General features: G+C 51.6%; 17 protein-coding genes. 11 read left to right on the forward strand and 6 right to left on the reverse strand.

The genetic code is table 11. The annotated features are described in order from the left end of the window. Positions 1–32 precede the first annotated feature (32 nt). The 3 genes from odhB (at position 33) to sucD (ending at position 3421) form a co-directional block, all read left to right on the forward strand. The gene (gene odhB / locus EA58_RS03170; protein ID WP_036748818.1) at positions 33–1247 is read left to right on the forward strand and encodes a 2-oxoglutarate dehydrogenase complex dihydrolipoyllysine-residue succinyltransferase; all 1215 of its coding nucleotides are present in this window, start codon (positions 33–35) and stop codon (positions 1245–1247) included. Between the two features lie 132 nt (positions 1248–1379). Continuing rightward, positions 1380–2546 carry an ADP-forming succinate--CoA ligase subunit beta gene (gene sucC / locus EA58_RS03175; protein ID WP_036748819.1) on the forward strand — a complete coding sequence of 389 codons (1167 nt, stop codon included), beginning with the start codon at positions 1380–1382 and terminating at the stop codon, positions 2544–2546. A 2-nt stretch (positions 2547–2548) separates the two neighbouring features. Beyond that, the gene (gene sucD / locus EA58_RS03180; RefSeq protein ID WP_036748820.1) at positions 2549–3421 is read left to right on the forward strand and encodes a succinate--CoA ligase subunit alpha; all 873 of its coding nucleotides are present in this window, start codon (positions 2549–2551) and stop codon (positions 3419–3421) included. A gap of 156 nt (positions 3422–3577) precedes the next feature. On the opposite strand, the gene EA58_RS03185 is transcribed toward sucD, so the two are convergent. Both EA58_RS03185 and EA58_RS03190 read right to left on the reverse strand, forming a co-directional pair. Further along, positions 3578–4126 carry a hypothetical protein gene (locus EA58_RS03185; protein ID WP_036748821.1) on the reverse strand — a complete coding sequence of 183 codons (549 nt, stop codon included), beginning with the start codon at positions 4124–4126 and terminating at the stop codon, positions 3578–3580. Positions 4127–4314: 188 nt separating this feature from the next. Then, entirely contained in the window at positions 4315–5307 is a 993-nt protein-coding gene (locus EA58_RS03190) for a 2-hydroxyacid dehydrogenase (protein ID WP_036748822.1), read from the reverse strand. 177 nt (positions 5308–5484) lie between these two features. Between EA58_RS03190 and EA58_RS03195 the strand changes: the two genes are divergently transcribed. The 4 genes from EA58_RS03195 (at position 5485) to udp (ending at position 11068) form a co-directional block, all read left to right on the forward strand. Continuing rightward, complete coding sequence (locus EA58_RS03195) at positions 5485–6804, forward strand: DUF945 family protein (RefSeq protein ID WP_036748823.1); 1320 nt, start codon at positions 5485–5487, stop codon at positions 6802–6804. Positions 6805–6953: 149 nt separating this feature from the next. Further along, the gene (locus tag EA58_RS03200) at positions 6954–7370 is read left to right on the forward strand and encodes a CBS domain-containing protein (RefSeq protein ID WP_036748824.1); all 417 of its coding nucleotides are present in this window, start codon (positions 6954–6956) and stop codon (positions 7368–7370) included. Positions 7371–7548: 178 nt separating this feature from the next. Continuing rightward, positions 7549–10029: a zinc/cadmium/mercury/lead-transporting ATPase gene (locus EA58_RS03205; protein WP_036748825.1), complete on the forward strand. Its 2481-nt coding sequence runs from the start codon at positions 7549–7551 to the stop codon at positions 10027–10029. A 271-nt stretch (positions 10030–10300) separates the two neighbouring features. Then, on the forward strand, positions 10301–11068 hold the full coding sequence (gene udp, locus EA58_RS03210) for a uridine phosphorylase (protein ID WP_036748826.1): 768 nt from the start codon (positions 10301–10303) through the stop codon (positions 11066–11068). A gap of 79 nt (positions 11069–11147) precedes the next feature. Here udp and EA58_RS03215 read toward each other — a convergent pair whose 3' ends face one another. Next, positions 11148–12314, reverse strand: coding sequence for a Card1-like endonuclease domain-containing protein (locus EA58_RS03215; protein WP_036748830.1), 1167 nt, complete (start codon positions 12312–12314; stop codon positions 11148–11150). Positions 12315–12587: 273 nt separating this feature from the next. Here EA58_RS03215 and treR point away from each other — a divergent pair, with 273 nt between their 5' ends. The 3 genes from treR (at position 12588) to treC (ending at position 17052) form a co-directional block, all read left to right on the forward strand. Beyond that, positions 12588–13538: a trehalose operon repressor TreR gene (treR, locus tag EA58_RS03220; protein WP_036748832.1), complete on the forward strand. Its 951-nt coding sequence runs from the start codon at positions 12588–12590 to the stop codon at positions 13536–13538. A gap of 330 nt (positions 13539–13868) precedes the next feature. Beyond that, positions 13869–15302 carry a PTS trehalose transporter subunit IIBC gene (gene treB, locus EA58_RS03225; protein WP_036748834.1) on the forward strand — a complete coding sequence of 478 codons (1434 nt, stop codon included), beginning with the start codon at positions 13869–13871 and terminating at the stop codon, positions 15300–15302. Between the two features lie 49 nt (positions 15303–15351). Next, entirely contained in the window at positions 15352–17052 is a 1701-nt protein-coding gene (gene treC, locus EA58_RS03230; RefSeq protein ID WP_036748837.1) for an alpha,alpha-phosphotrehalase, read from the forward strand. Positions 17053–17124: 72 nt separating this feature from the next. On the opposite strand, the gene EA58_RS03235 is transcribed toward treC, so the two are convergent. Both EA58_RS03235 and yccS read right to left on the reverse strand, forming a co-directional pair. After that, on the reverse strand, positions 17125–17763 hold the full coding sequence (locus EA58_RS03235) for a LysE family translocator (RefSeq protein ID WP_036748839.1): 639 nt from the start codon (positions 17761–17763) through the stop codon (positions 17125–17127). Between the two features lie 131 nt (positions 17764–17894). Next, entirely contained in the window at positions 17895–20078 is a 2184-nt protein-coding gene (yccS, locus tag EA58_RS03240; RefSeq protein ID WP_036748841.1) for a YccS family putative transporter, read from the reverse strand. A gap of 152 nt (positions 20079–20230) precedes the next feature. Between yccS and helD the strand changes: the two genes are divergently transcribed. After that, entirely contained in the window at positions 20231–22315 is a 2085-nt protein-coding gene (helD, locus tag EA58_RS03245; RefSeq protein ID WP_036748843.1) for a DNA helicase IV, read from the forward strand. Between the two features lie 25 nt (positions 22316–22340). Here helD and EA58_RS03250 read toward each other — a convergent pair whose 3' ends face one another. Further along, positions 22341–23321: an alcohol dehydrogenase catalytic domain-containing protein gene (locus EA58_RS03250; protein ID WP_036748844.1), complete on the reverse strand. Its 981-nt coding sequence runs from the start codon at positions 23319–23321 to the stop codon at positions 22341–22343. Between the last annotated feature and the right edge of the window lie 278 nt (positions 23322–23599).

A 23599-nucleotide genomic window follows, 5' to 3' on the forward strand; every position in this document is an offset into this window, starting at 1 on the left:
GCCCAGAGCTGGAACAAAAAGGACAAACTGAGATGACAATCGAAATTCTGGTTCCTGATTTACCTGAATCAGTAGCAGACGCAACCGTAGCAACTTGGCACAAGAAGCCGGGTGATGCAGTCAGCCGTGACGAAGTTCTGGTCGATATCGAAACGGATAAAGTTGTGCTGGAAGTGCCAGCCCCTGAAGATGGTATTCTGGAAGCCATCATTGAGGAAGAAGGCACAACAGTACTGACGAAGCAGCTGCTGGGTAAACTGAAAGCCGGTGCTGTCGCTGGTGAACCAACGAAAGATGTACCTGCCAGTGCTGAAGCTTCTCCAACCAAACGCACAACCGCATCGCTGACAGAAGAAACCAATGATGCACTGAGTCCAGCGGTTCGCCGTCTGATCAGTGAGCACGGCATTGATGCTTCTGCAGTGAAAGGGACTGGTGTGGGTGGCCGAATTACCCGTGAAGACGTTGAAGCTTTTGTGAAAGGCGGCAAATCTGCCTCAGCAGCTGTACCGGCGGCTGAAGCGAAGGTTGAAGCACCTCTGGCTCATCGCAGCGAAAAACGTGTTCCGATGACACGTCTGCGTAAGCGTATCGCAGAGCGTCTGCTGGAAGCGAAAAACAGCACAGCGATGCTGACAACGTTCAACGAAGTCAACATGAAACCTATCATGGATCTGCGTAAGCAGTACAAAGACATCTTTGAAGAGCGTCACGGTATTCGTCTGGGCTTCATGTCTTTCTACGTGAAAGCTGTCGTTGAGGCGCTGAAGCGTTTCCCTGAAGTGAATGCGTCAATTGATGGCGATGATGTTGTTTACCACAACTTCTTCGATGTCAGCATTGCAGTATCAACACCGCGTGGTCTGGTGACGCCAGTTCTGCGTGACTGTGACAAGCTGAGCCTGGCAGAAATCGAGAAAGGTATCCGTGAACTGGCGATTAAAGGCCGTGACGGTAAGCTGACTGTTGATGAGCTGACCGGTGGTAACTTCACCATCACAAACGGTGGTGTCTTCGGTTCCCTGATGTCTACGCCAATTATTAACCCGCCACAGGCTGCAATTCTGGGGATGCATAAGATCCAGGATCGTCCAATGGCGGTAAACGGTCAGGTTGAAATCCTGCCAATGATGTATCTGGCTCTGTCTTACGATCACCGTCTGATTGATGGGAAAGAGTCTGTCGGTTATCTGGTAACCATTAAAGAGCTTCTTGAAGACCCAACACGTCTGCTTCTGGACGTGTAATTACTGTGCTTTACCTGCCGCCACCCTTTTGGGTGGCGGTGTGTGAAGCCAGAATGACTGAAGAAGAAATGCCCAAGAGCATTTCAATGGATATAACACGTCCCACAGGGATTAGAGAACGGATAGAACATAATGAATCTGCACGAATATCAGGCAAAACAACTGTTTGCTGAGTATGGCCTGCCAGTTCCTGAAGGCTATGCATGTGATACCCCACAAGAAGCTGCTGAAGCAGCCGGTAAAATCAGTGGCAACAAATGGGTTGTCAAATGTCAGGTCCATGCAGGTGGCCGCGGTAAAGCGGGCGGTGTAGAACTGCATGACACCAAAGACGGCGTCAAAGAATTTGCACAGAAGTGGCTGGGTAAAAACCTGGTCACTTATCAGACAGATGCCAATGGCCAGCCTGTCACTAAGATTCTGGTTGAAGAAGCATCGAATATTGCCAATGAACTGTACCTGGGTGCAGTTGTTGACCGCGCAACACGTCGTATCGTTTTCATGGCATCGACTGAAGGTGGTGTTGAAATCGAGAAAGTTGCAGAAGAAACACCGGAACTGATTCATAAAGCGGCGATCGATCCACTGGTTGGCCCACAGGCTTATCAAGGCCGTGAGCTGGCGTTCAAACTGGGTCTGCAAGGCGACCAAATCAAGCAGTTCGTCAAAATCTTTATGGGTCTGGGTGAGATGTTCGCTCAGTACGATCTGGCGCTGCTGGAAATCAACCCGCTGGTCATCACCGGTGAAGGCAACCTGCTGTGCCTGGACGGTAAGATCAACATCGACTCAAATGCGCTGTACCGTCAGCCAAAACTGCGTGAAATGCACGATCCTTCTCAGGAAGATGCCCGTGAAGCACACGCAGCACAGTGGGAACTGAACTACGTCGCACTCGATGGTAACGTCGGTTGTATGGTGAACGGCGCAGGTCTGGCCATGGGTACGATGGACATCGTGAACCTGCATGGCGGCAAACCAGCAAACTTCCTGGATGTTGGTGGCGGTGCGACCAAAGAACGTGTGGCAGAAGCATTCAAGATCATTCTGTCTGACGACAACGTGAAAGCGGTACTGGTAAATATCTTCGGTGGTATTGTCCGTTGTGACATGATCGCAGAAGGGATCATCGGCGCAGTTAAAGAAGTCGGTGTGACTGTCCCTGTTGTTGTACGTCTTGAAGGTACGAACGCTGACTTGGGTCGCGAAGTACTGGCTAAATCTGGTCTGGATATCATTGCTGCTGAGTCGCTCACTGACGCAGCTCAGAAAGTTGTTGCTGCTGCGGAGGGCAAATAAGAATGTCTGTATTAATTAACAAAGACACCAAAGTTATCTGTCAGGGTTTCACTGGCGGTCAGGGTACTTTCCACTCTGAGCAGGCAATTGCTTACGGAACGCAAATGGTTGGTGGTGTATCTCCGGGTAAAGGCGGCACAACGCACCTGGGTCTGCCAGTATTTAATACCGTTCGTGAAGCCGTTGAAGCGACAGGTGCAACAGCATCTGTGATTTATGTTCCGGCACCTTTCTGTAAAGATGCAATTCTGGAAGCAATCGACGCGGGTATTCAACTGATCGTGACGATTACTGAAGGCATCCCAACCACAGACATGATCGACGTGAAAGTGAAGTTGGAAGAAACCGGTGTTCGCATGATCGGTCCAAACTGTCCGGGTGTGATCACGCCAGATGAATGTAAGATTGGCATCATGCCTGGTCACATTCACAAGAAAGGTAAAGTGGGTATTGTTTCACGTTCAGGGACACTGACCTATGAAGCGGTAAAACAAACCACGGATGAAGGTTTCGGCCAGTCAACTTGTGTTGGTATCGGTGGTGACCCAATCCCAGGCTCTAACTTCATTGATATCCTGAAACTGTTCCAGGAAGATCCTGAAACAGAAGCGATCGTCATGATCGGTGAGATCGGTGGTACGGCTGAAGAAGATGCAGCTGCATTCATCAAAGAAAACGTGACTAAGCCTGTGGTTTCTTACATTGCGGGTGTGACTGCACCTCCAGGTAAGCGTATGGGCCACGCGGGTGCGATTATCTCTGGTGGTAAGGGAACAGCGGATGAGAAATTTGCTGCTCTGGAATCTGCGGGTGTGAAGACTGTGAAGAGTCTGGCCGAGATTGGTAAAGCGCTGCGTGAAGTTACTGGCTGGTAATTAGCTGAGAGCTTTAGACAGATGGAACCCGCCTGATGGCGGGTTTTTTCTTTCTGTCTTCGCTCAGAATCTGACTTCGGTTCAGAAACAGTACGTTCCGAAACGAAAAGACTCAGCCTGAGGCTGAGTCTTTGAAAAGGGGGGGACTGCGCTCTTTTAGTATTTGAAGCGAGTAGTCAGCATGATTTGATCGCCGTAGACATCGTTGATACGGCCTTCTGCACCAACAGAGAACAGTTCGGTCGCATGGAAACGGCCATAAACGGAACCAAACGTTTCTTCAATTCGATGAACGTTCACATGACCAATTTTTGCACCAACTTCCAGTTGTGGACCTAACCATTGACGGACACCCAGGTTCACTTCCATGCCGGTTTTACCCACGGTCTCATCAAAACGGTCTCTGTTTTTGATGTTGCGAGCTTTCAGCTCACCGGTTAGATCGGCCCAGTTGTTGATTGGTGCGTGGAAGCCAACACCCAAAGCGATATCCCAGTCGTTTTCGAACTCAGAATCTACGTGGCCAGTTAAATGAGCATTTGGGTGGATAGACTTACTGAAGCCTGCACCATAGGTCAGCGGGCTCATACCAATGCGCACTTCAGTGTAGTCATAGCTGAAGTTGCTCATTGTGTTTGCCGGATTAGCTTGTGCTGCAGAAACACATGACAGCATCAGGGCAGCAGCGGTTAACGTTTTACGCATGAATCTTGATCCAAAGAACAAAAAAGAATTGGATTATTTTAATCAACTCGTCCCTGCAATAACAGGTTGGTATAGGCATAAGTGCTGTATTCCAGGGACAATAGCGTAAAAATGTAGCAAAAATCACATATTTGTGATCGTTGACAAATTTTTTATGTTCATAAATACAGGCACTGTTGCCAGTGTTTTTATTGTATGAGCTCGTTGCCCGATGTTTCCCCGTGCGCAAACTGACTGAGATTTGAGAGCGTCGTATCGGCAATATTTGCCAGAGCCTCTTCGGTCAGGAAGGCCTGATGCCCTGTAAATAGTACGTTGTGGCATGAAGACAGCCGACGGAAAACATCATCCTGAATCACATCATTAGATTTATCTTCGAAGAACAAATCTTTTTCGTTTTCGTAAACATCGACACCCAGAGCGCCAATTTTCTGGCTTTTCAGTGCTTCAATGGCATCTTTGGAATGGATCAGCTCACCTCGGCTGGTGTTTATGATCATCACCCCGTCTTTCATTTTGCCAAAAGAATTCGCATTGAGCATATGATAGTTCTCTTTGCTCATCGGGCAATGGAGGGTGATGACATCTGCTTTGCTGTAGATGTCTTCAAGCGTGGTATAGGTAGCCCCCAGTTTTAAAGCTTCCGGATTCTCGAATGGGTCATAGGCAAGAATGTTCATGCCAAGTCCTTTCAGAATGTGCATGGTGGCGATACCAATTCGGCCAGTGCCGATGACCCCAACGGTTTTGCCATAGAAGTTAAAGCCGGTCAGGCCATCTAGCGAGAAATTCGCATCCCGGGTACGTTGGTAAGCGCGGTGAATTTTACGGTTCAGGCTCAGCATCAGGCCAATGGTGTGCTCTGCAATGGCCTGAGGCGAATAGGCGGGTACACGTACAACTTGCACACCAAACATTTTTGCGGCTTCTAAATCGACTTTATCAAATCCGGCACAGCGCATGGCAATGATGCGTACGCCCAGTAGGGACAGCGCCTCAATGACAGGCTTACTCAAATCATCGTTCACGAAAGCACAAACGGCATCGTAGCCGTGGGCCAGTTTGACCGTTTGCAGATTCAGCTGAATATCAAAGAAGTCGAGGTCCAGATTGAATTGCTGGTTACTTTTGTTGAATGAAATCTGGTCGTACTTTTTTGCACTGAACACGGCGACTTTCATTGTGGTCTCCCGGAGAAGTAAAATTGTGATCCAGCCGCAACTTTCCCACAGTCGATGTAGGATGACAAGCAGAATAGTCGTGTCGATCGGGCGTGAAAAGTCTTTGATCCGTAGAGCAAAGATAGGCTTTGTAATACACTCTTTGCATTCAACCCGGAATAATGATTGGAAACTGACATGTTAGGAAAAATTGGGGCGGTCGCCGGTGCGGTAACTGTTGCGTTGTGCTGGCCACTGGCTGTTGGCCAGATTGGTGAGCGTATTTATCAGGACACCGTCGGAGAATACGACAGTCCTTATGTTGCAGTGACGACAGAAAGCTATGATCGCGGTTATCTGAGTTCGCATGCTATTTCCAAAATTGCGCTGAAATCCAGTTGGAAAGATTTGTTTGAAGAGCAGGGCTGGCCAACTGAATGGCACATTGCCCACGACATCCGGCATGGTTTACTTGGTCTGACGTCAAACAGTACCTTGGTTGTTGATGACTCCGTGGCACCTCAGGTGACAGCTTGGTGGGGAAGTGAAGCTGTGCCGCTGACACTGAAGACAACCACGTTGCTGACCCGAAAAACAGACCTGAGTTTAACGCTGAATCCGTTTGTTTATCAGGATGAAGACGGCAATAGCTTCAAGTCGGAGCCTTGGACATTTACTGGTGAAGTCTCTGCCGATGGCAATGGGCATTTCAGTTATGCCCTGAAAGATGCGCAATTCAAAACGGTTGCGGATGAAAGTATGCAGCTGTCGGGCTTGCAGGGCGGAGGAAAAGGCCGCTGGGATGGGGGATTCTGGATTGGTGATCAGCATCTCCAGCTGGATAAGCTGCAGTTTTCAAATCATCTGACCGAGGAATCCGTTGATCTGGAGACAATCAAGGTGTCGTCGGTCAATACATTGATGCCAGGTGAGCAAGCGGCCGAAGAGAAGGCAACCACCAACACGACGCTGGATAACAGAAACCAGTTGAGTGTGTCTTCCCTGATCAGCCTGGACGGTCAGAAATACCAGAATTTCAATGTGGATTTGTCGGTGACGGATCTGAATTACGACGCCGTGACCCGTCTGAGCGTTATGGGTGAAAATCTGGATGGGGAACTGACGAAGGCGCAAGCTCAGGATGTGATGCTGGCGTTGGATTTACTGATTGCCAAAGGACTGACGGTAAATCTGAAGGACATCAGCATTGAGGCACCAGAAGGCCCGCTTGCTGGGCATGTCCGGTTAACCGTACAGCCCGGATTAGCAAGAGCCTCTCAAAACCTGTCGCAAATCACTACAAAACTGGATGGTGAGCTCTATTTTGAATTTCCGTCTGTGTTGCTGAATATTGTTGAAGGCATGGAAACGCAAACCGAAGGGTTGGTGCAGAGCGGTGTGCTCACTCTGAAAGAAGACAGAGCCTATCTGTCGGTCAAACTGGAAGGTGACAAGGTGATTTTGGGGAATGGTGACCAATTGCCATTGGCCATGTTCATGATGTTGCTTCTTTCTTAAGACGCATTCATCGGCAACAGCAATGCATAAAATAGAATGTTTCGATTTAGACATTTTGTGGAGATCGACGACACTTAAGTTATCGGCGCAGGGATAAGAAGTAAGTGAACGTCCTGCCTGCGAGTCTAAAAAATCATTCAGGGGGATGCATGGAGTCGATAAAAGTCAGAGATTACATGAATACACGGCCAGTCACCTTCGAAGCGAAAATGTCACTGTCTCAGGCATTGGACAAAATGTTGTCATCCAAGCAGATTGGTGGGCCTGTGGTTGATGAATATCGAAAAGTTGTGGGCTTTGTGTCGGAACAGGATTTTATTCAGAAGCTGTTGAAAGTGGGCTATCACTGTCAGGATACGCATACAGTGGGTGATGTGATGCGTACGGAAGTGCTCACGGTTACGCCGGATACCAGCATTATCGAACTGGCCGACACAATGTCAGGCCAGAAACCGAAGCTTTACCCTGTTGTTGAGAGCGGACGTCTGGTCGGCATCATCACCCGCCGGGATGTGCTGTCAGCGATCAGTGATCAAATCGGTGATTGTTTCAAGCATCCGGTTTAGCCCTAACAATCCGTAGAGTCTTATATTTCAAGGCGCCGAAAGGCGCTTTTTTTACGTTTTCAGTCGTTGAATGACAGTGTAAAAGGTTTCATAAAAAACAGGCTTGACCTTGGAGTCGGCTCCAAGGTTTATAGTGAAGGGAACACAAACCAGTATTGAGTCTTTGAAGGAGAAAAGCATGTGTCACCAATGTAATAACAAAAAAATGCATGTTCATAGCGTGAAACCCGCTGGCAACAAAACCAGTGTTCGTGTTGAGCAAGGGGCTGCCGCTTCAACAGCCGTATCAAACAGCGCTTCAGTGTCAGTGGGGGCAGGCGATTGCTGCGGTGGTGCTTGTGGTTCAGGCGATCCTGAAGACAGCGATCCTGCCAGAGGTCCCATTTTGCACCCACCTGTCCGCGTGGCTGAACCGAGAGTTTCGTCACTGTCGAGAATTCATCACCTCAAACCTGCCCGCTTATCCCCCGACTCCGCGATTCTGAGTCCGGACTATCGCTTTGATCCGCTGAGTGACCTCGCAACAGAATCATCTGCATCTGATCTATACACAGCTTCAGACCAGCAACTGACCTGGCAAATTCAGGGCATGGACTGTCCGAGTTGTGCTGGCAAGCTTGAAAAGGCGGTTCGGGGAATCGAGGGCGTCAAACGTGTCTCTGTTGCCTTCGCGACGGAAAAACTGCTTGTGTCAGGATCTTCTGCCAGCCTGATGACAGATGTTGAAGCGGTCGCAAAGGCAACCGGATTCCCACTGTTACGGCCACAGGAGAAAGAAGCTGAGTCGGACAGTATTCTGAAAACCTACGGCATGCTTATTCTGACCACGGCACTGGTTGTTCTCTCTTATCTGATTTCGACCCAGTCTGAAACGCTTGGACTGGCTGCATTCACGGCCACCACGCTGGTCGGTTTGGTACCGATTCTGCGCAAAGCCTTTCAACTGGCTAAAAATGGATCGCCTTTCTCCATTGAAACTCTGATGAGTGTGGCGGCTATCGGTGCCTTGTATCTTGGTGAAACGGCCGAAGCGGCGATGGTGTTGCTTCTGTTTCTGCTGGGGGAACAACTGGAAGGTTATGCAGCTTCCCGTGCCCGAAGTGGCGTGAAGGCCTTGATGGCTCTGGTGCCGGAAACCGCCAGACGCGTCAACCCTGACGGTAGCATAGAAGCGGTGCCAGCAGATCAACTACAGCCGGGAGATGTGATAGAAGTGGCGCCGGGGGCCAGGTTACCTGCTGATGCAATTTTGATGGTTCAGGCGGCCAGCTTTGATGAAAGTGCGATGACCGGAGAGTCTGTGCCGGTTGAGCGTTTTTCGGGAGACACTGTTCTGGCGGGTTCACTGTCTGTGGAGCATCTGGTTCGGCTGAAAGTTCACTCAGAACCGGGCGAGAATGCGATCGACCGTATCTTGCATCTGATTGAAAATGCAGAAGCCAGTAAAGCGCCGATCGAACGTTTTATTGACCGTTTCAGCCGCTGGTATACGCCTGCCATGATTATGCTGGCCACCCTGATTGTTCTGATTCCGACGCTGTTGCTGGGACAGTCCTGGGATGAATGGTTATACAAAGGCCTGACTTTGCTGTTGATTGCCTGTCCATGTGCTTTGGTGATCTCAACGCCTGCAGCCATTACTTCCGGACTGGCTGCTGCGGCACGACGTGGTGCATTGATTAAAGGGGGGGCGGCTCTGGAGCAATTGGGACAGGCTCAGGTGGTGGCCTTTGATAAAACCGGCACCTTGACCCGGGGGAAACCTCAGGTGACCGATGTCCTCGCTTGGCAGGGTGAAATGTCTGATGTACTGGCGCAAGCGGCAGCCGTTGAAATGGGATCTCTGCATCCGCTTGCCAATGCGGTGATTGAGAAAGCCCAGCAGTGTGGTGTTTCTGTCTTGACCGCAGCACATCGTCAGGCGCTGCCGGGACGCGGTATTCAGGGAATGGTGAACGGTCACACGATTCGACTGCTGGCTCCGGATCGACTGGAAGCGGGAATCCTGCTATCTCAGCAACATCTTGAGGATATTGACCGTTTGGGTGATGAAGGGAAAACGCTGGTGGTGGTACTGCGTCATCAGGAACCGATTGGCCTGATTGCCTGGCGGGATAATTTGCGTGAAGATGCCGTGGACGCGGTGAAACAACTGACGGCAATGGGTGTGAAATCTTTGATGTTGACCGGGGACAACCCGCGTGCCGCCCGGGCGATTGCCGCTGAAGTCGGGGTGGATTTCAGGGCCGGACTTTTACCGGAAGATAAAGTCAGAGAAGTTGCCGAGTGGAGTCACAGTCAGCGCGTGGCGATGGTGGGTGACGGCATTAATGATGCGCCCGCGATGAAGATGGCTCATGTGGGTATCGCGATGGGCAGTGGGACGGATGTCGCATTGGAAACCGCGGACGCGGCACTGACGCACAACCGCCTAAGTGAGCTGCCGGAGATGATCAGTCTGTCGCGAAAAACACTGGCCAACATCCGCCAGAATATCACGCTGGCACTGGGGCTGAAGCTGATCTTCCTGGTGACCACCTTGTTCGGCTGGACCGGTCTCTGGCTGGCAGTGCTCGCTGACAGTGGGGCGACCGCTTTGGTGACGGTGAATGCGCTGCGGCTGTTGCGGTTTCAGCCGGCACAATCTGAAGAGCAGTAATTGATTTTGAACCGATGCAGATTGCATCGGTTTTTTACCTTTGATTGTCGGAAGAGAGTGACAAGCAATGAAACATGATTCACGCTTTCATCAATATTGTGATCAATGATCTCTTTTTGTGTTTCGGTTACATTTTGCTGTCATATTGTTGTGATCACCATCAATAATGTGTGGGCGACAATCGGCTATGGTTAGCGGGTATTCGAGAGTTCAAGTTGTTGAATAAGACCCAGGCCACCACAGAGTGAGCCGCACAATGAAGGATAGAATTATGTCTGAGAACGCTGTTTTCCATTTGGGTGTTACAAAATCTGATCTTCAAGGTGCTGAGATTGCCATTATTCCTGGTGATCCAGCTCGTGTTGAAAAAATTGCAAACCTGATGGATGAGCCAGAGTTTCTGAACAGTGCTCGTGAGTACACCCTGTACCGTGCAAAACTGGATGGTCAGTCTGTTGTTGTGTGTTCTACCGGTATCGGTGGTCCGTCTACGTCTATTGCTGTTGAAGAGCTGGCACAACTGGGTGTGCGTACCTTCCTGCGTGTTGGGACAACAGGTGCAATTCAGCCACATATCAATGTTGGCGATATGATTGTGACCACAGGTTCGGTCCGTCTGGACGGTGCTAGCCTGCACTTTGCACCGATGGAATTCCCGGCAGTTGCTGATTTTGAAGTGGCCACGGCAATGAAAGAAGCCTGTGATGCGGAAGATACCGCGGTGCACACGGGTGTGACTGCATCAAGCGATACTTTCTATCCGGGTCAGGAGCGTTACGACACATTCTCTGGTCGTGTAGTTCGCCGTTTCCAGGGCTCGATGCAAGAATGGCAAGACATGGGCGTACTGAACTTTGAAATGGAATCAGCAACCCTGCTGACCATGTGTGCAAGTTCGGGTCTGCGTGCAGGTTGTGTGGCGGGTGTGATTATCAACCGTACTCAAAAAGAGACACCGGATCACACCACACTGAAAGAAACGGAAGCCCGTGCGATTCGCGTTGTCGTTGATGCTGCGCGTCGTATGCTGAAGAAATAATTGCTTTGCAGTTGATACAAAGCGGATACAAAAAACCGATGCTTGGGCATCGGTTTTTTTTTGATTTTGAGTCATGCCATTACAGCATTCGGTTGGCCTGACCCCCGGCTGCTTTAAACCAGGTATGCAGATGCTGTTCCAGATCGCCTAACTGTTCAGGACCGATGATGGCGAGTCCTAAATCCTCAGCCCGGACCAGATCGTGATGGCGCAGCGGACGAAAACTCACCAGCATGGCCCGGGCTTGCAGACCGCCCAGTAAATCTCGCAGAGATTCCAGTTTATACAGGGTATCGTCGCCGTCGTCGCGCATCCCCTTGGTTTTGCATTCGATAATATGCAGTTTGTTGTTCACCACGGTTGCAACATCCAGTTCGTTCCGGACTTCCCGATCGCCAATCTGGCGGTAAACCTGAACGCCAAGCGAGTGATCCTGAATGGTCGGCAGTTTGCTCTGAATCGCTCGTACGGTACTGTGAACCAGATTCTCCAGCCATTCTCCGTTGGCAAAACGGCGGGCTTCTTCGTGTTTGAACGCCAGAACGCCGTTGTTGTAACTGGCCAGACCGGTTTCCTGCAAGTCATTGATTAGCTGAGCCAGTTCTTTGTAACCTTGCTGTTTCTCGCTCAGTTCGACGTCCAGCTTTTGCTCTTTCCGGCAGGTCGTTGCCAGATAATTCAGGGTCGCCAAACCCGGCCCCAGTTCCAGCGCGGAGCTGGCCCAGCGTTGTCCTAAATCCCACAGTTGCTGGTTCAGTGCTTCCGGGACCAAGGTTTCCGGGAGTTCTGCTCGCGCACCAAAGATCGTCAGATAATCCGTGAGCTGAATACGGTCTTCTACCTGTTGTTGTTCACGGTCTGCCGGGAATAACCAGCACATTTCATCGCTGAAAGGTTCGATGACATAAATTGGCCACTGATAACTGCGAAAAACCTCATAGGCAGACAGCAAGCGGTGGCGCAGGCCGCAACTGGCATTAAACCAGACTTCGCTGTTGCTCTCTTTCAGGCGGGCAGCCAGCTCATTCAGTCGGCAACGAATGGTGGTGATATTGATAGAGTCGGGAATCGTGAAAAATTCAGTCTGGATATCGCGGGGGATCAGAATGGAGCTGAGTCGCTCATAAGTTTCCCGCTGTGTTTCTGTACCCACAAAGATCATTTTTCCGGCAGGGACGCCGTGGTCTAAAAGCGGAGTGATTAACCGGACCGGGTCCTGATCAATAATGCCAACATGAGTAATCATAATTATCCTTTTGTGCTTCGGCAGATACCGGCTAAAAATGAGGGAACAGAAAACGGCCGATACCTGCTCCTGAGTAAGCTTTTAAGTTATATGGGTGCATCGAAAACTTTTTTCAAGCACTTAAAAAAAGTATCGGATATCTCAGGGATTTTTGTTGGCATCCTGTCAATTCATTGCATTTTTTCTGTAAGGTCCTGTTGCAGGTCACTGGCAAGACAGTGACAATACGGCATTGACTCAGCAGTCTTTTTGAAAGCTTCACGATGATATTTTATGGCACAAAAACTCACTATTCTTGATATTGCGAAGCTGGCCGGTGTGGGAAAATCCACGGTTTCCCGGGTGTTGACGCAAGATCCTCGTGTAAAGCCAGCGACCCGTGAAAAGGTTGAGCAGGTGATTCGCGAATCGGGCTATGTGCCGTCAAAATCGGCGCAGTCGATGCGTGGCGGTACCAGCAAAGTAATTGGCGTGGTGGTATCGCGTCTTGATTCACCTTCCGAAAATAAAGCGGTGCGGGGCATTCTGGCGGTGATCTATGCGGCCGGATACGATGCCGTGATCATGGAAAGTCAATTCAGCGCTGCGAAAACCCGGGAACATCTTGCCGTGCTGGAGAAGCGCAATGTCGATGGCGTGATTGTGTTCGGTTTTTCCGGTTTTGACGACACGATTCTCGATGGGTTTGCGCAACGTGCTGTGGTGATTGCCGTAGATACGGATTCTGTTTCATCGGTGAGTTACGACAATAAAGGGATGATTCATCTGGCAATGCAACAGCTTTCTGAGCAGGGGCTGACGCATATCAGTTATATCGGTGTGGATCCGGCCGACCGGACCACGGGTTTATTCCGGCTGGATGCTTATCTGGAAGCCTGCCGGGAACGTCACATTGAACCCTGCTATCAGACTGGCGAACTCAGTTATGAGAGCGCTTACAAACTGACGGATAAAGTTCTGAATGCACAGACGCAAGCCATTGTCTGTGCCAGTGACACGCTGGCGATGGGCGTCGCCAAGCGTCTTCAGGAAATTCAGCGGACTGAGGTGGTTGTGTCTGGGGTCGGGGCGACTGATCTGCTGAGCTTTATGTTTCCCAATACGTTCAGCATTGACCCGGGGTACTTTGAAGCGGGCCAGCGTGCCGCTCACTTATTATTTCAGCATTTGCAGCAGGGCGCACCGGTGACCCATCTGACCCAGCAAGCCTGCACGCTTCTCTGAATAACATCCGCATGATCTGACAACCCGGAGCACGTTCGCGAACACATCCGTGAACGCTTCGCGAACGTGTCCACGAACACATCCGTGAACGCTTCGCGAACGTGTCCACGAACACATCCGCGAACGTGATCCGGGTTTTATGTCTATCCTCAAACAGGACGCAGTTCGTGAGTTGCGACACAGTTTGGGAACATTCCCATTTTCAATTCTTTTTGTCAGGTTCATCATTAGCGCCATGGGTTGGGAACATTCCCAAATCAGAAAAGACAATGACAATATCCCCCTGTGTACCGACGACCCTGTGTACCAATGACTTAGACGGATACCGGCATGAGTAAAATCGACAAACAGCAGATAGAACAGCTCGTCGCCCGCATCGGCGGCGAGACGAACATCGTCAGTGTCAGCCACTGCCTGACACGATTACGCTTTGTGTTACAGGACCCGAAACAGGCCGACACGGCCGGGCTGGAAGCTTTGCCTATGGTGAAAGGCTGCTTTACCAATGCCGGCCAGTTTCAGGTTGTGATTGGGACCGAGGTCGATCAGGTCTACAAACAGATGAATGCCATGATGGGCGGCAAAGCAGCCAGCAAAGATGAAGCCAAAGTGGCTGCCCGTCAGAACATGAGTTTGCTGGAGCGCGGTATTTCCCATCTTGCCGAAATTTTTGTGCCGTTGTTACCAGCCATTATCACCGGGGGCCTGATTCTGGGCTTCCGCAATGTCATCGGCGACATTGCCATGTTCGATGGTAAAACTCTCACACAAATCAGTCCGTTCTGGGCGCAGGCACATGCATTCCTGTGGCTGATTGGTGAAGCAATTTTCTTCTTCCTGCCGGTCGGTGTGTGCTGGTCCACCGTGAAAAAACTGGGCGGAACGCCGATTCTGGGGATCGTACTGGGGGTGACACTGGTATCTCCCCAACTGATGAATGCGTACCTGATCGGGAAACAAGTGCCGGAAGTGTGGGACTTTGGCTGGTTCGTGATTGAGAAAGTCGGCTATCAGGCGCAGGTCATTCCGGCGATGCTGGCGGGGATTGCGCTGGCCTTTATCGAAACACGGCTGAAGCGCATTATTCCGGATTACCTCTACTTAGTGGTGGTGCCATTTATTTCTCTGATTACGGCGGTCGTGCTGGCCCATGCTCTGATTGGTCCGTTTGGCCGCATGCTGGGCGATGGTGTGGCTTATATTGCCAAAGCGGCCATGACCGGTGACTTTGCCATTCTGGGTTCTGTACTGTTTGGTTTCCTCTATGCACCCCTGGTAATTACCGGGATTCACCACACTACCAATGCTGTGGATCTGCAACTGATGCAGGACATGGGCGGTACGCCAATCTGGCCGTTGATTGCGTTGTCGAATATTGCGCAGGCGTCGGCTGTGGTCGGTATTATCATCATCAGTAAGAAAGAGAACGAGCGTGAGATTTCCGTCCCGGCGGCTATTTCAGCCTACCTGGGGGTCACGGAACCTGCGATGTACGGCATCAATCTGAAATACAAGTTCCCGATGTTGTGCGCAATGATCGGTTCAGCGCTGGCAGCAGCGATTTGCGGCGCATCCGGCGTGATGGCGAACGGCATTGGTGTCGGCGGTCTGCCGGGTATCCTTTCAATTCAGCCGCAGTACTGGCTGGTTTACCTGCTGGCGATGGTGGTGGCCATTGTAGTGCCACTGGTCCTGACGCTGGTGATGTACAAACGCGCTGCGGCAAAAGGTCAACTGAACAATCAACAACCACAAACAGCATAACGTCATTGAACGGCAGCAAAGCTGCCGTTTCTTTTCAAGGCTAGGTCACATGACAAAAACAACTCAACCCTGGTGGCGGACAGCCACGGTTTATCAGATTTATCCGAAAAGCTTTGCTGACAGTGGTGACAAAGGCACCGGCGATCTCAATGGGATCACGCAGCGGTTGCCTTATTTGCAGACACTGGGTGTTGATGCCATCTGGCTCACACCAGTCTATGCATCGCCGATGATTGATAACGGGTACGATATTTCGGACTACTACAGTATCAATCCGGATTTCGGCACCATGGCTGATTTTGATCGTTTGCTGGATGAGGCTCACCAGCGAGGGATTCGCATCATTATGGATATTGTCGTGAATCATACCTCCACAGCACATGCCTGGTTTCAGCAGGCGCTGGCGGATAAGCACAGCCCATACCGGGATTACTACATCTGGCAGCATGCGGTAGACGGTCGGGAGCCGAACAACTGGCAATCGAAGTTTGGCGGGAACGCCTGGGAATGGCATGAACCCACACAGCAGTATTATCTGCATCTGTTTGCCAGAGAGCAGGCGGATCTGAACTGGGAAAACCCGAAAGTTCGGGAGGAAGTGAAACAGGTCATCAGTTTCTGGGCTGAAAAAGGGGTCGATGGTTTCCGGCTGGATGTGATCAATCTGATTTCCAAGCAGCAGGATTTCCCAAGCGATGATCACGGAGACGGACGTCGTTTTTATACCGATGGCCCTCGTGTCCATGAGTATTTGCAGGAAATCAGTGCAGATGTGTTCCGGAAATATGGGTCAGTCACCGTGGGTGAAATGTCATCAACAACACTGGAACATTGTCAGCAGTACTCAGCAAAAGACGGTAAAGAGTTGTCGATGGTCTTTAACTTCCATCACCTGAAAGTGGATTATCCGGATGGTGAAAAATGGAAACTGGCCCCGATGGATTTTTTGTCGCTCAAGCAGCTGTTCAGTCACTGGCAGCACGGCTTGCACGATCAGGGCTGGGGGGCACTCTTCTGGTGTAACCATGATCAGCCCCGTGTCGTCAGCCGCTTTGGACAGGATGGGGTGTACCGGGAGCAGTCTGCGAAGATGCTGGCAACCTCGCTGCATATGATGCAGGGCACACCTTATGTGTATCAGGGCGAAGAGCTGGGGATGACCAATCCGGGCTTTACCCGGATTGAACAGTATCGCGATGTCGAAAGTATCAACATGTTCCGTATTCTGACCGGTGAACAGGGCCTGAGTGAAACAGAAGCGCTGGCGATTCTGGCTGAACGTTCCCGGGATAATTCCCGGACACCGATGCAATGGGATCATACGGCACATGCCGGGTTTACTCAGGGCACCCCCTGGATTGACGTGGCCGAAAATTATCCCCGCATTAATGCTGAGCAGGCACAGGCCGACCCGCAGTCTGTTTTCCACTATTACCGAAAGCTGATTGCGTTACGCAAAGCGGTCGCTGTGATTGTTGAAGGCGATTACACCGATCTGCTGCCTGAGGATAAGTCACTGCATGTGTACCGTCGTCGGACTGGGGAGCAGACTCTGATCTGCCTGAATAACTACTCGGCTGAGCTGGTGAATTTCGATCTGAGCACTGTGATTGGATCGGATAGCACGCTGGATATCAGTCGGGGTAAAACGCTGTTGTGCAATTACGAGGATGCAGAATCGTCGACGGTCAGTCTGACCGGTCAACTGTGTCCTTATGAAAGTCGCGTTTGGTTGTTTGAAACCGCTTGATCGGACAGGAAAAGCAGACTGAATCAGAAAAAATGGCCTCCCGGTTGGGAGGCCATTTTTGGATTGAATCGTTCAGACTTGCGGGAGTTGGGAAAGCAGCAGCCACAGCGCCAGCAGAATGAAGATACAGCCCATAAACTTGTTCTGATTCGCCCGGAACTTTGCATTCCTGAGCAGCGGCTGACCCAGTGTGCCTGCCAGAACCACCAGCAGCAGGTTGAATGCCAGTCCCATGACATTCAGCAGCAGCCCGAGCGCCAGCATCTGTTCGCCTGAACTGGCTTCAATCTGGCTGGAAACAAACTGCGGCAGAAACAGCACAAAGAAAATCAGTGCTTTCGGGTTCAGCAGGTTGCTGAAGACAGCACGGCGATATAAAGCGCGGGCTAACCCTTTCTGTGCTTCCACCGTTGGCGATTCTGCCGGCTGGCTGCGCAGGCAGTCCCATCCCATTTTCAGCAGGTAAGCCCCGCCCAGATAGCGCAGAACCTCCAGCGCGATTGGGCTCATGGCAATCAGCGCTGAGACACCCATGGCGGCCAGAAAAGTTAAAATCAGGCCCGAAGTGGCATTGCCAAGACTGGCAAATAACCCGACTCGTTTGCCGTAACTCAGGCTTGAACTGGCAATCAGCAGCATATCTGGCCCGGGAACCAGCAACAGGGCAACCACCGCGGTCAGGTAAAGTGGCAGTGTCGTGAAATCAATCATGGTATTCAGTCAATAGAACAGGAACGAGGAATGGGCTGGATTCTATACCATTACAGGCATAATTGAAGATAAATTATGCCTGAAGTGGTTTGATTGGCTGAATGTTTATCAGTTTACGGATGATATATCTATTAATGTGCATCAGCCGTTTTGGCGGCCTGCTGCGTTCGGGCGGCCAGTTTATTGGCGAGCGAGTGCAGTTCCGGCAGCATCCGCTGAATCAGGAAGAGCTGTTGCAGGATCAGGCGGACAGAGTGATCATCCCCCTCTCGCCAGGTCGCCAGTGCCTGCTCCAGACTGCTGTCTGTTTCCGGCGGCTGAGCACAATGCTTGTCAGACAGCTGTTGTGCCAATGCCTCTAACTGAAGATGGATTTGGCTATGCGCCTGAGCGATCAGCCTGTGGGTCTTGTGTTCATCCAGCTGAGTCCGGTGTGCGCCCAGCGTCGAAATGTAATTCAGCATGGCATGGTTGAGGGTGAGAAAGCGGAAACATTCCTCAATGGCCAGTCGGTATCGGCCCGGTTCGGCCAGCATGTTGCTGATGGCCGTGCTGAGTTGAGCATCGGTGTTGTGCGCTTCACGTCGGGCGACCCGGTAGCTCAGGCTGTCTTTCTTGCCGATCCGGTACTGGCCGATGATCTGAGCCAGATAATCCCGGTTGGTGGTGACGGCGACAGCCATTATTTTGTGCAGCCGGCGGGATTGCCAGTCGGGCAGAATAAAGGTGACGGCCAGGACTGCAAGCACACAGCCGACCAGGGTATCGCCTAAACGGGGCAGCATGACCGCAAAACCGGCACCCAGCTGATTAAAGCAGAACAGAACCAGCAGGGTAATAAAGCCGGTCGCCAGCGTATATTGCTGATTGCGTAAAATAAAAAAGGCCACCCCTGCGAGCACCATGAGCACCAGTTGTCCTTCCTGACCCGGAAACAGAATCAGTAAAGGCAGGCCGATGAGCAGGCCGCCCAGTGTTCCGATGATCCGTTGCGTCAGTTTCTGACGGGTGGCGCTATAGTTGGGCTGACAGACGAAAAGTGTCGTCAGCAGAATCCAGAAGCCATGCTTGAGTTCCAGGAGCTGGATCACGCCGTACCCGACAGTCAGCGCAATGGCAATGCGCATGGCATGACGGAACAATTGGCTGTCGGTATGTAACTGACTTTTCACCCTCAGCCACAACCCGGACAGGGTATGGGCTTCGGAGTCTGCCAGTTCGGTGTCTTCCTGTGGCTCGACATCCGGGTTATTGAGGTTTGCGAGCTGACGTTCTACGGTTGCCAGGTTGCTGAACAGGTAGTCCAGCTGAACCAGAAACGAACGCCAGTCCGGATTTTTCTGCGCTTTCAGATAATCCAGCGATTCCTTGAGTTCATCCAGTGCCAGACTGTTGTCAAGGCTGTGACGGTAGTGGTGTCCCATTGCCAGACAGTGGCTGATCTGCCGGCACGCCACGGCCTGCTGATGCATCAGATCCTGAAAACGGAACAGGATGTCGCTGCGGCGAAATGCTGCGGCTAAATCCTGATAGCGCTGGTGAGAGGAACTGATTCGTTCATGAATATCCTGCGCGTGAAAATACAGACTCAGAAAGCGATGCCCGCGTTGATTGGGCTGGACTCTTTTGGCCCGGTTCAGCAGCGTCATTTTGACCTGATTCAGCGCCGAGACAACTCTTGCGTTGCTGCTGGCAGCCTGAATGCGCAATTGCTGGGGATCCAGATTTTCGACCGGCCGGAACCAGCGGCTTTTATCTTCCAGATAATCGGCCAGTGCTTCGAAGACGTTGGCTAGGCTGTGCTGAACGGCCTGATTTGGCCAGAGCATCTGCCAGAGCAGGGACAGCAGGCCATAGCCGCTGGCACCCGCTAACAATAAGACAGGCTGATACCATAAATCCTGGCTGTTTTCGGCACCGAGCATGGTGTAAATCGCCAGCAGCAGGGAAGCAAAAGCAATGCTGGCATAACGCGTGCCCATGGCACCCAGCATCATGAAGGTGAAGCTGGAAGTAAACAGGCCAATGGCAAAGAGAATCGGGGTATCAAATAACAGCTCGACCGACAGAGATGCCACCAGAAAGCACAGCAGCGTCATGGCCAGCGCTTTCAGTCGTCCGGTCAGATTGTCATCAGTTTCAGCCAGCGCCGACGCAATTATCCCAAGGACTAAGGGCGTCACTGCTGTGGATGCATTCAGATACCAGCAAGGCACAACCGCGCCAATCAGGGCAATAGCGACACGGGCACTGAGCTGGAAGCGTTCTTGGGCCCAGTAGCGGCGAAAAGGGGTGAACAGGGAGCGTTTTATCATTGCATATCCGGTAAGTGCCGAGTCAGAACACAGTTTTGAAGCAGCAGACATTTTTGTCCCAAATTTTACGTAAATAAGACGCTTACCGCTATGGTCAGTGTACAGTTCTTGATAATCTTCTCGCTCAGTAAAACAAGGTGTCAGGATACAACATGCGATTAACGGCCAATTGGCTTGCACAATGGTTGGTGCAGGGTGACTTTTGCAGTATTGAGCTGAGTGAAGAACAGGTGCTGCTTGAGAGCCTGGAAGGCAGCGAAGTCCTGTCGTTTGATGACTGGGATGGTTCCGTCACGCTTCATCGCGGGATGATGTGGGGGACGATGGAACTGACCTCAGCCGATCAAAGTGCCTGTTGGACCATTCACGGTCTGCCTTGGCGAGCCTGTAAGGATTTCGCTGAACATCTTGTCAGTACATACCGCCAGTGGGCGAGAGGCCGGGTAGAAACCTTAGATCAGCATCTGCCAAAGATGTTGTCTGACATTGAAGCCTTTATGACTGAGCCCGGTTATAAACGCCGTTCCGCACATCTGAATCTTCAACATGCTCTGCATACGGCCCTGAATGACGCCGGACTGACCGATGAGCTGGCCGCTTCCTTCCGTCCGATGGCCTTCGAGCGTATTTCTCCCTGGCTGGAAGATGATCCGGCCTGGGTTGAGGCAGAGAATCAATCCTGGATGCAGACGGAAACTGACAAGTGGTCTTCCTGGTTTGATCGCATTGAATCGTCGCCGCTGAATGCTGCGCAGCGTCAGGCGGTGCTGCTGAATCAGGATCATAACCTGATTCTGGCTGGGGCCGGTTCAGGGAAAACCAGTGTGCTGGTGGCCCGGACCGGATATCTGCTTGCCAGCCAGCAGGCGGAGCCGGAAGATCTGCTCATGCTGGCCTTTGGCCGCAAAGCAGCTGAAGAAATGAGTGAGCGCCTCACGGAAAAAGTCGGACGTGGCGTCCGGGTGGCAACCTTTCATAGCCTGGGTTGCCAGATCATCCAGGCCGTTGAAGGCGAACTGCCTGCGGTGTCCCCTTTGGTTTTGGATGAACAGGCCCGCAACGAATGGCTGTCGGCTTTACTCAAAGATCAGTGGCAGAATGAGACGGCCGCCAAACGCTGGCAGAAACACCTGACTCAATGGCGTCTGCCGGGTGTCCGTGGTGACAATTCCATGGAAGAACAGGCCCGCAGCGAAGCGCTGTTGAATTGGATCTGGCGATATATTGAACTGATCGGTCAGCATGGCGGGAATAAATCGGTGTTGTCAGCGCTGGTGGACAGTGCGCTTGGCAATGACGATAAAGCCCAGATGAAGAGTGAACTGGCGTTGTTGTGGCCTTGCTATAAAGCTTACACTCAGTATCTGAAGGCCAATCGACAGATTGATTTCAATTCAATGATCCAGACGGCCGCCGATTATGTCAAACAGGGGAAGTTTGTACCGGACTGGCGTTTTGTGATGGTGGATGAATATCAGGATATCTCACCGCACCGTCTGGCGCTGATTGAAGCCATCTGCCAGCCGACCCGGGAGGGCGAACTGGCACCGACTCTGTATGCGGTTGGCGATGACTGGCAGGCCATTTACCGTTTCGCCGGCGCTGACGTGAATCTGACGACCGGCTTTGAACAACGCTTTGGCGCCAGTCATGTGATGGAGCTGGACACGACCTATCGTTTCAACAGCATGATTGGTGAAGTGGCGAATCAGTTTATTCAGCAAAATCCGCAACAGCTGAAAAAGTCTCTCAAGAGCTTCAAAAAGCAAAAGCGTAAAGCCGTGACGCTGCTGGCGCAGGACTTACTGGAGCAGGAACTGGTGCAGTTGGCCTCAAAAGTGAAAAAAGAAGTCACGGTACTCCTGCTGGGCCGTAATCATGATCATCGACCGGAAAAACTGGCTGAATGGCAATCTCAGTGGCCGCAGTTAAATCTGCAGTTTATGACCTGCCATGCCAGTAAAGGCCGGGAAGCTGATTTTGTGTTTGTCCTGAACGTCAATCGAGGCGTTTTCCCGTCACCGGACAGAGACCGGGGGTTACTGGCCTGCCTGCAATCCGGTGGCAATGAAGGGATTGCAGATGCAGAAGAGCGTCGCTTGTTTTATGTGGCGATGACCCGGGCCAGAGAGCATGTCTGGATTTGTGCCAACCCGGAAACGATATCGCCTTTCATTCATGAAATGATTGAAGATCGCTATCCGGTCAACAATAAGATCAAGAAGCTGGGCCGCTGACCTGAACGCAGACGCTTGCGGCTCGCTAATCCAGCACAGCCACCAGTTTGCCGCTATGTTGCTGGTCGCGCAGCAGGACCAGCCCGTCTTTCAGTTGCGTAAAGGGAAAGAGCTTGTCCAGCATGGGGTCCAGCTTTCCTTCGGCCACCAGATTACTCAGGCTGTTACCGATATCGGCCAGATGATGGATATCTTCCGGCGCGCCATGAGCATAAGTGCCGTGCAGAGCGACTTCGTGCAGGCTGATGGCTTTGGTCGTAGCGAGCAGCGGCACTTGGTTGAACTGATCGGCGACCATCACAATCTGACCGTTGTAACGGAGCAACGTACTCATCGTACTGCCCGAACGGGCGGAGACACAGTCAATGACAGCGTGTAACAGCCTGTCTTCGGTGAGTTCAATGAGGCGCATGGCGACATTTTCTTTGTCTGAATCAATCACAGCATCCACGCCGTAACTTTGTAATCTGGCATGATGCCGTTTGGCCGCAATGGCATAAACGGTCGCATCGGTCAGTTTGGCTAGCTGTGCTGCAAAGCCTCCGACACCGCCCCCCGCGCCAGTGATGGCAATTCGTTGTCCTGGTGCCAGCCGAAGCTTGTCATGGATAGCCAGCCAGGCCGTGTAGCCTGCAGATGGCAGTGCTGCGGCCTGCTCAAAGCTGACGGAAGGCGGTAAACGGCTCAGCGCCCCGGTGTTGCAGCAGACATATTCCGCAAAGCCACCGCATTTGCGTGGGTCAAGAAAGGTAAAAACCCGGTCTCCGGGTTTGTATTGACTGATATTGGCACCAACAGATTCAATGGTCCCGGCGATATCCATGCCGATCACTTGTGGGTAGTTCCAGGTGGCATATCCCCAACTGGCAAGTTTGTAATCAATGGGATTGAGGCCAACGGCTGCAACCTGAATCCGGACTTCGGCCGGGCCGGGTTTGGGGCGGGTGGTTCGGGTCAGTTGCAGAGAATCCAGTCCCTCGGGTTCAGTAAGAGTCCATGCTTTCATAGGCCACCATGCGGTAACAGTTTGTTTTTGGTATTGATTGAAAGCATATACCGAAAAATGGGGCTTTGCCTGAGGATCCCCCCGTTTTCACCTGTCTTTCCTACACAAAGCCTTCGATGAAAAATCGATATATTCTCGTTTATAATCAACAAATTACCGTCATTCCCGCGCAGGCGGGAATCCACTGGGCACGAGATGAAAGCAATCTGCCAGAATCATTCTGCCCCTCATTTTCTGCGTCGTTCTTCCTCAAAAGTCACTGGATCCCCGCCTTCGCG

Source organism: Photobacterium galatheae (assembly GCF_000695255.1).
Taxonomy (GTDB): domain Bacteria; phylum Pseudomonadota; class Gammaproteobacteria; order Enterobacterales; family Vibrionaceae; genus Photobacterium; species Photobacterium galatheae.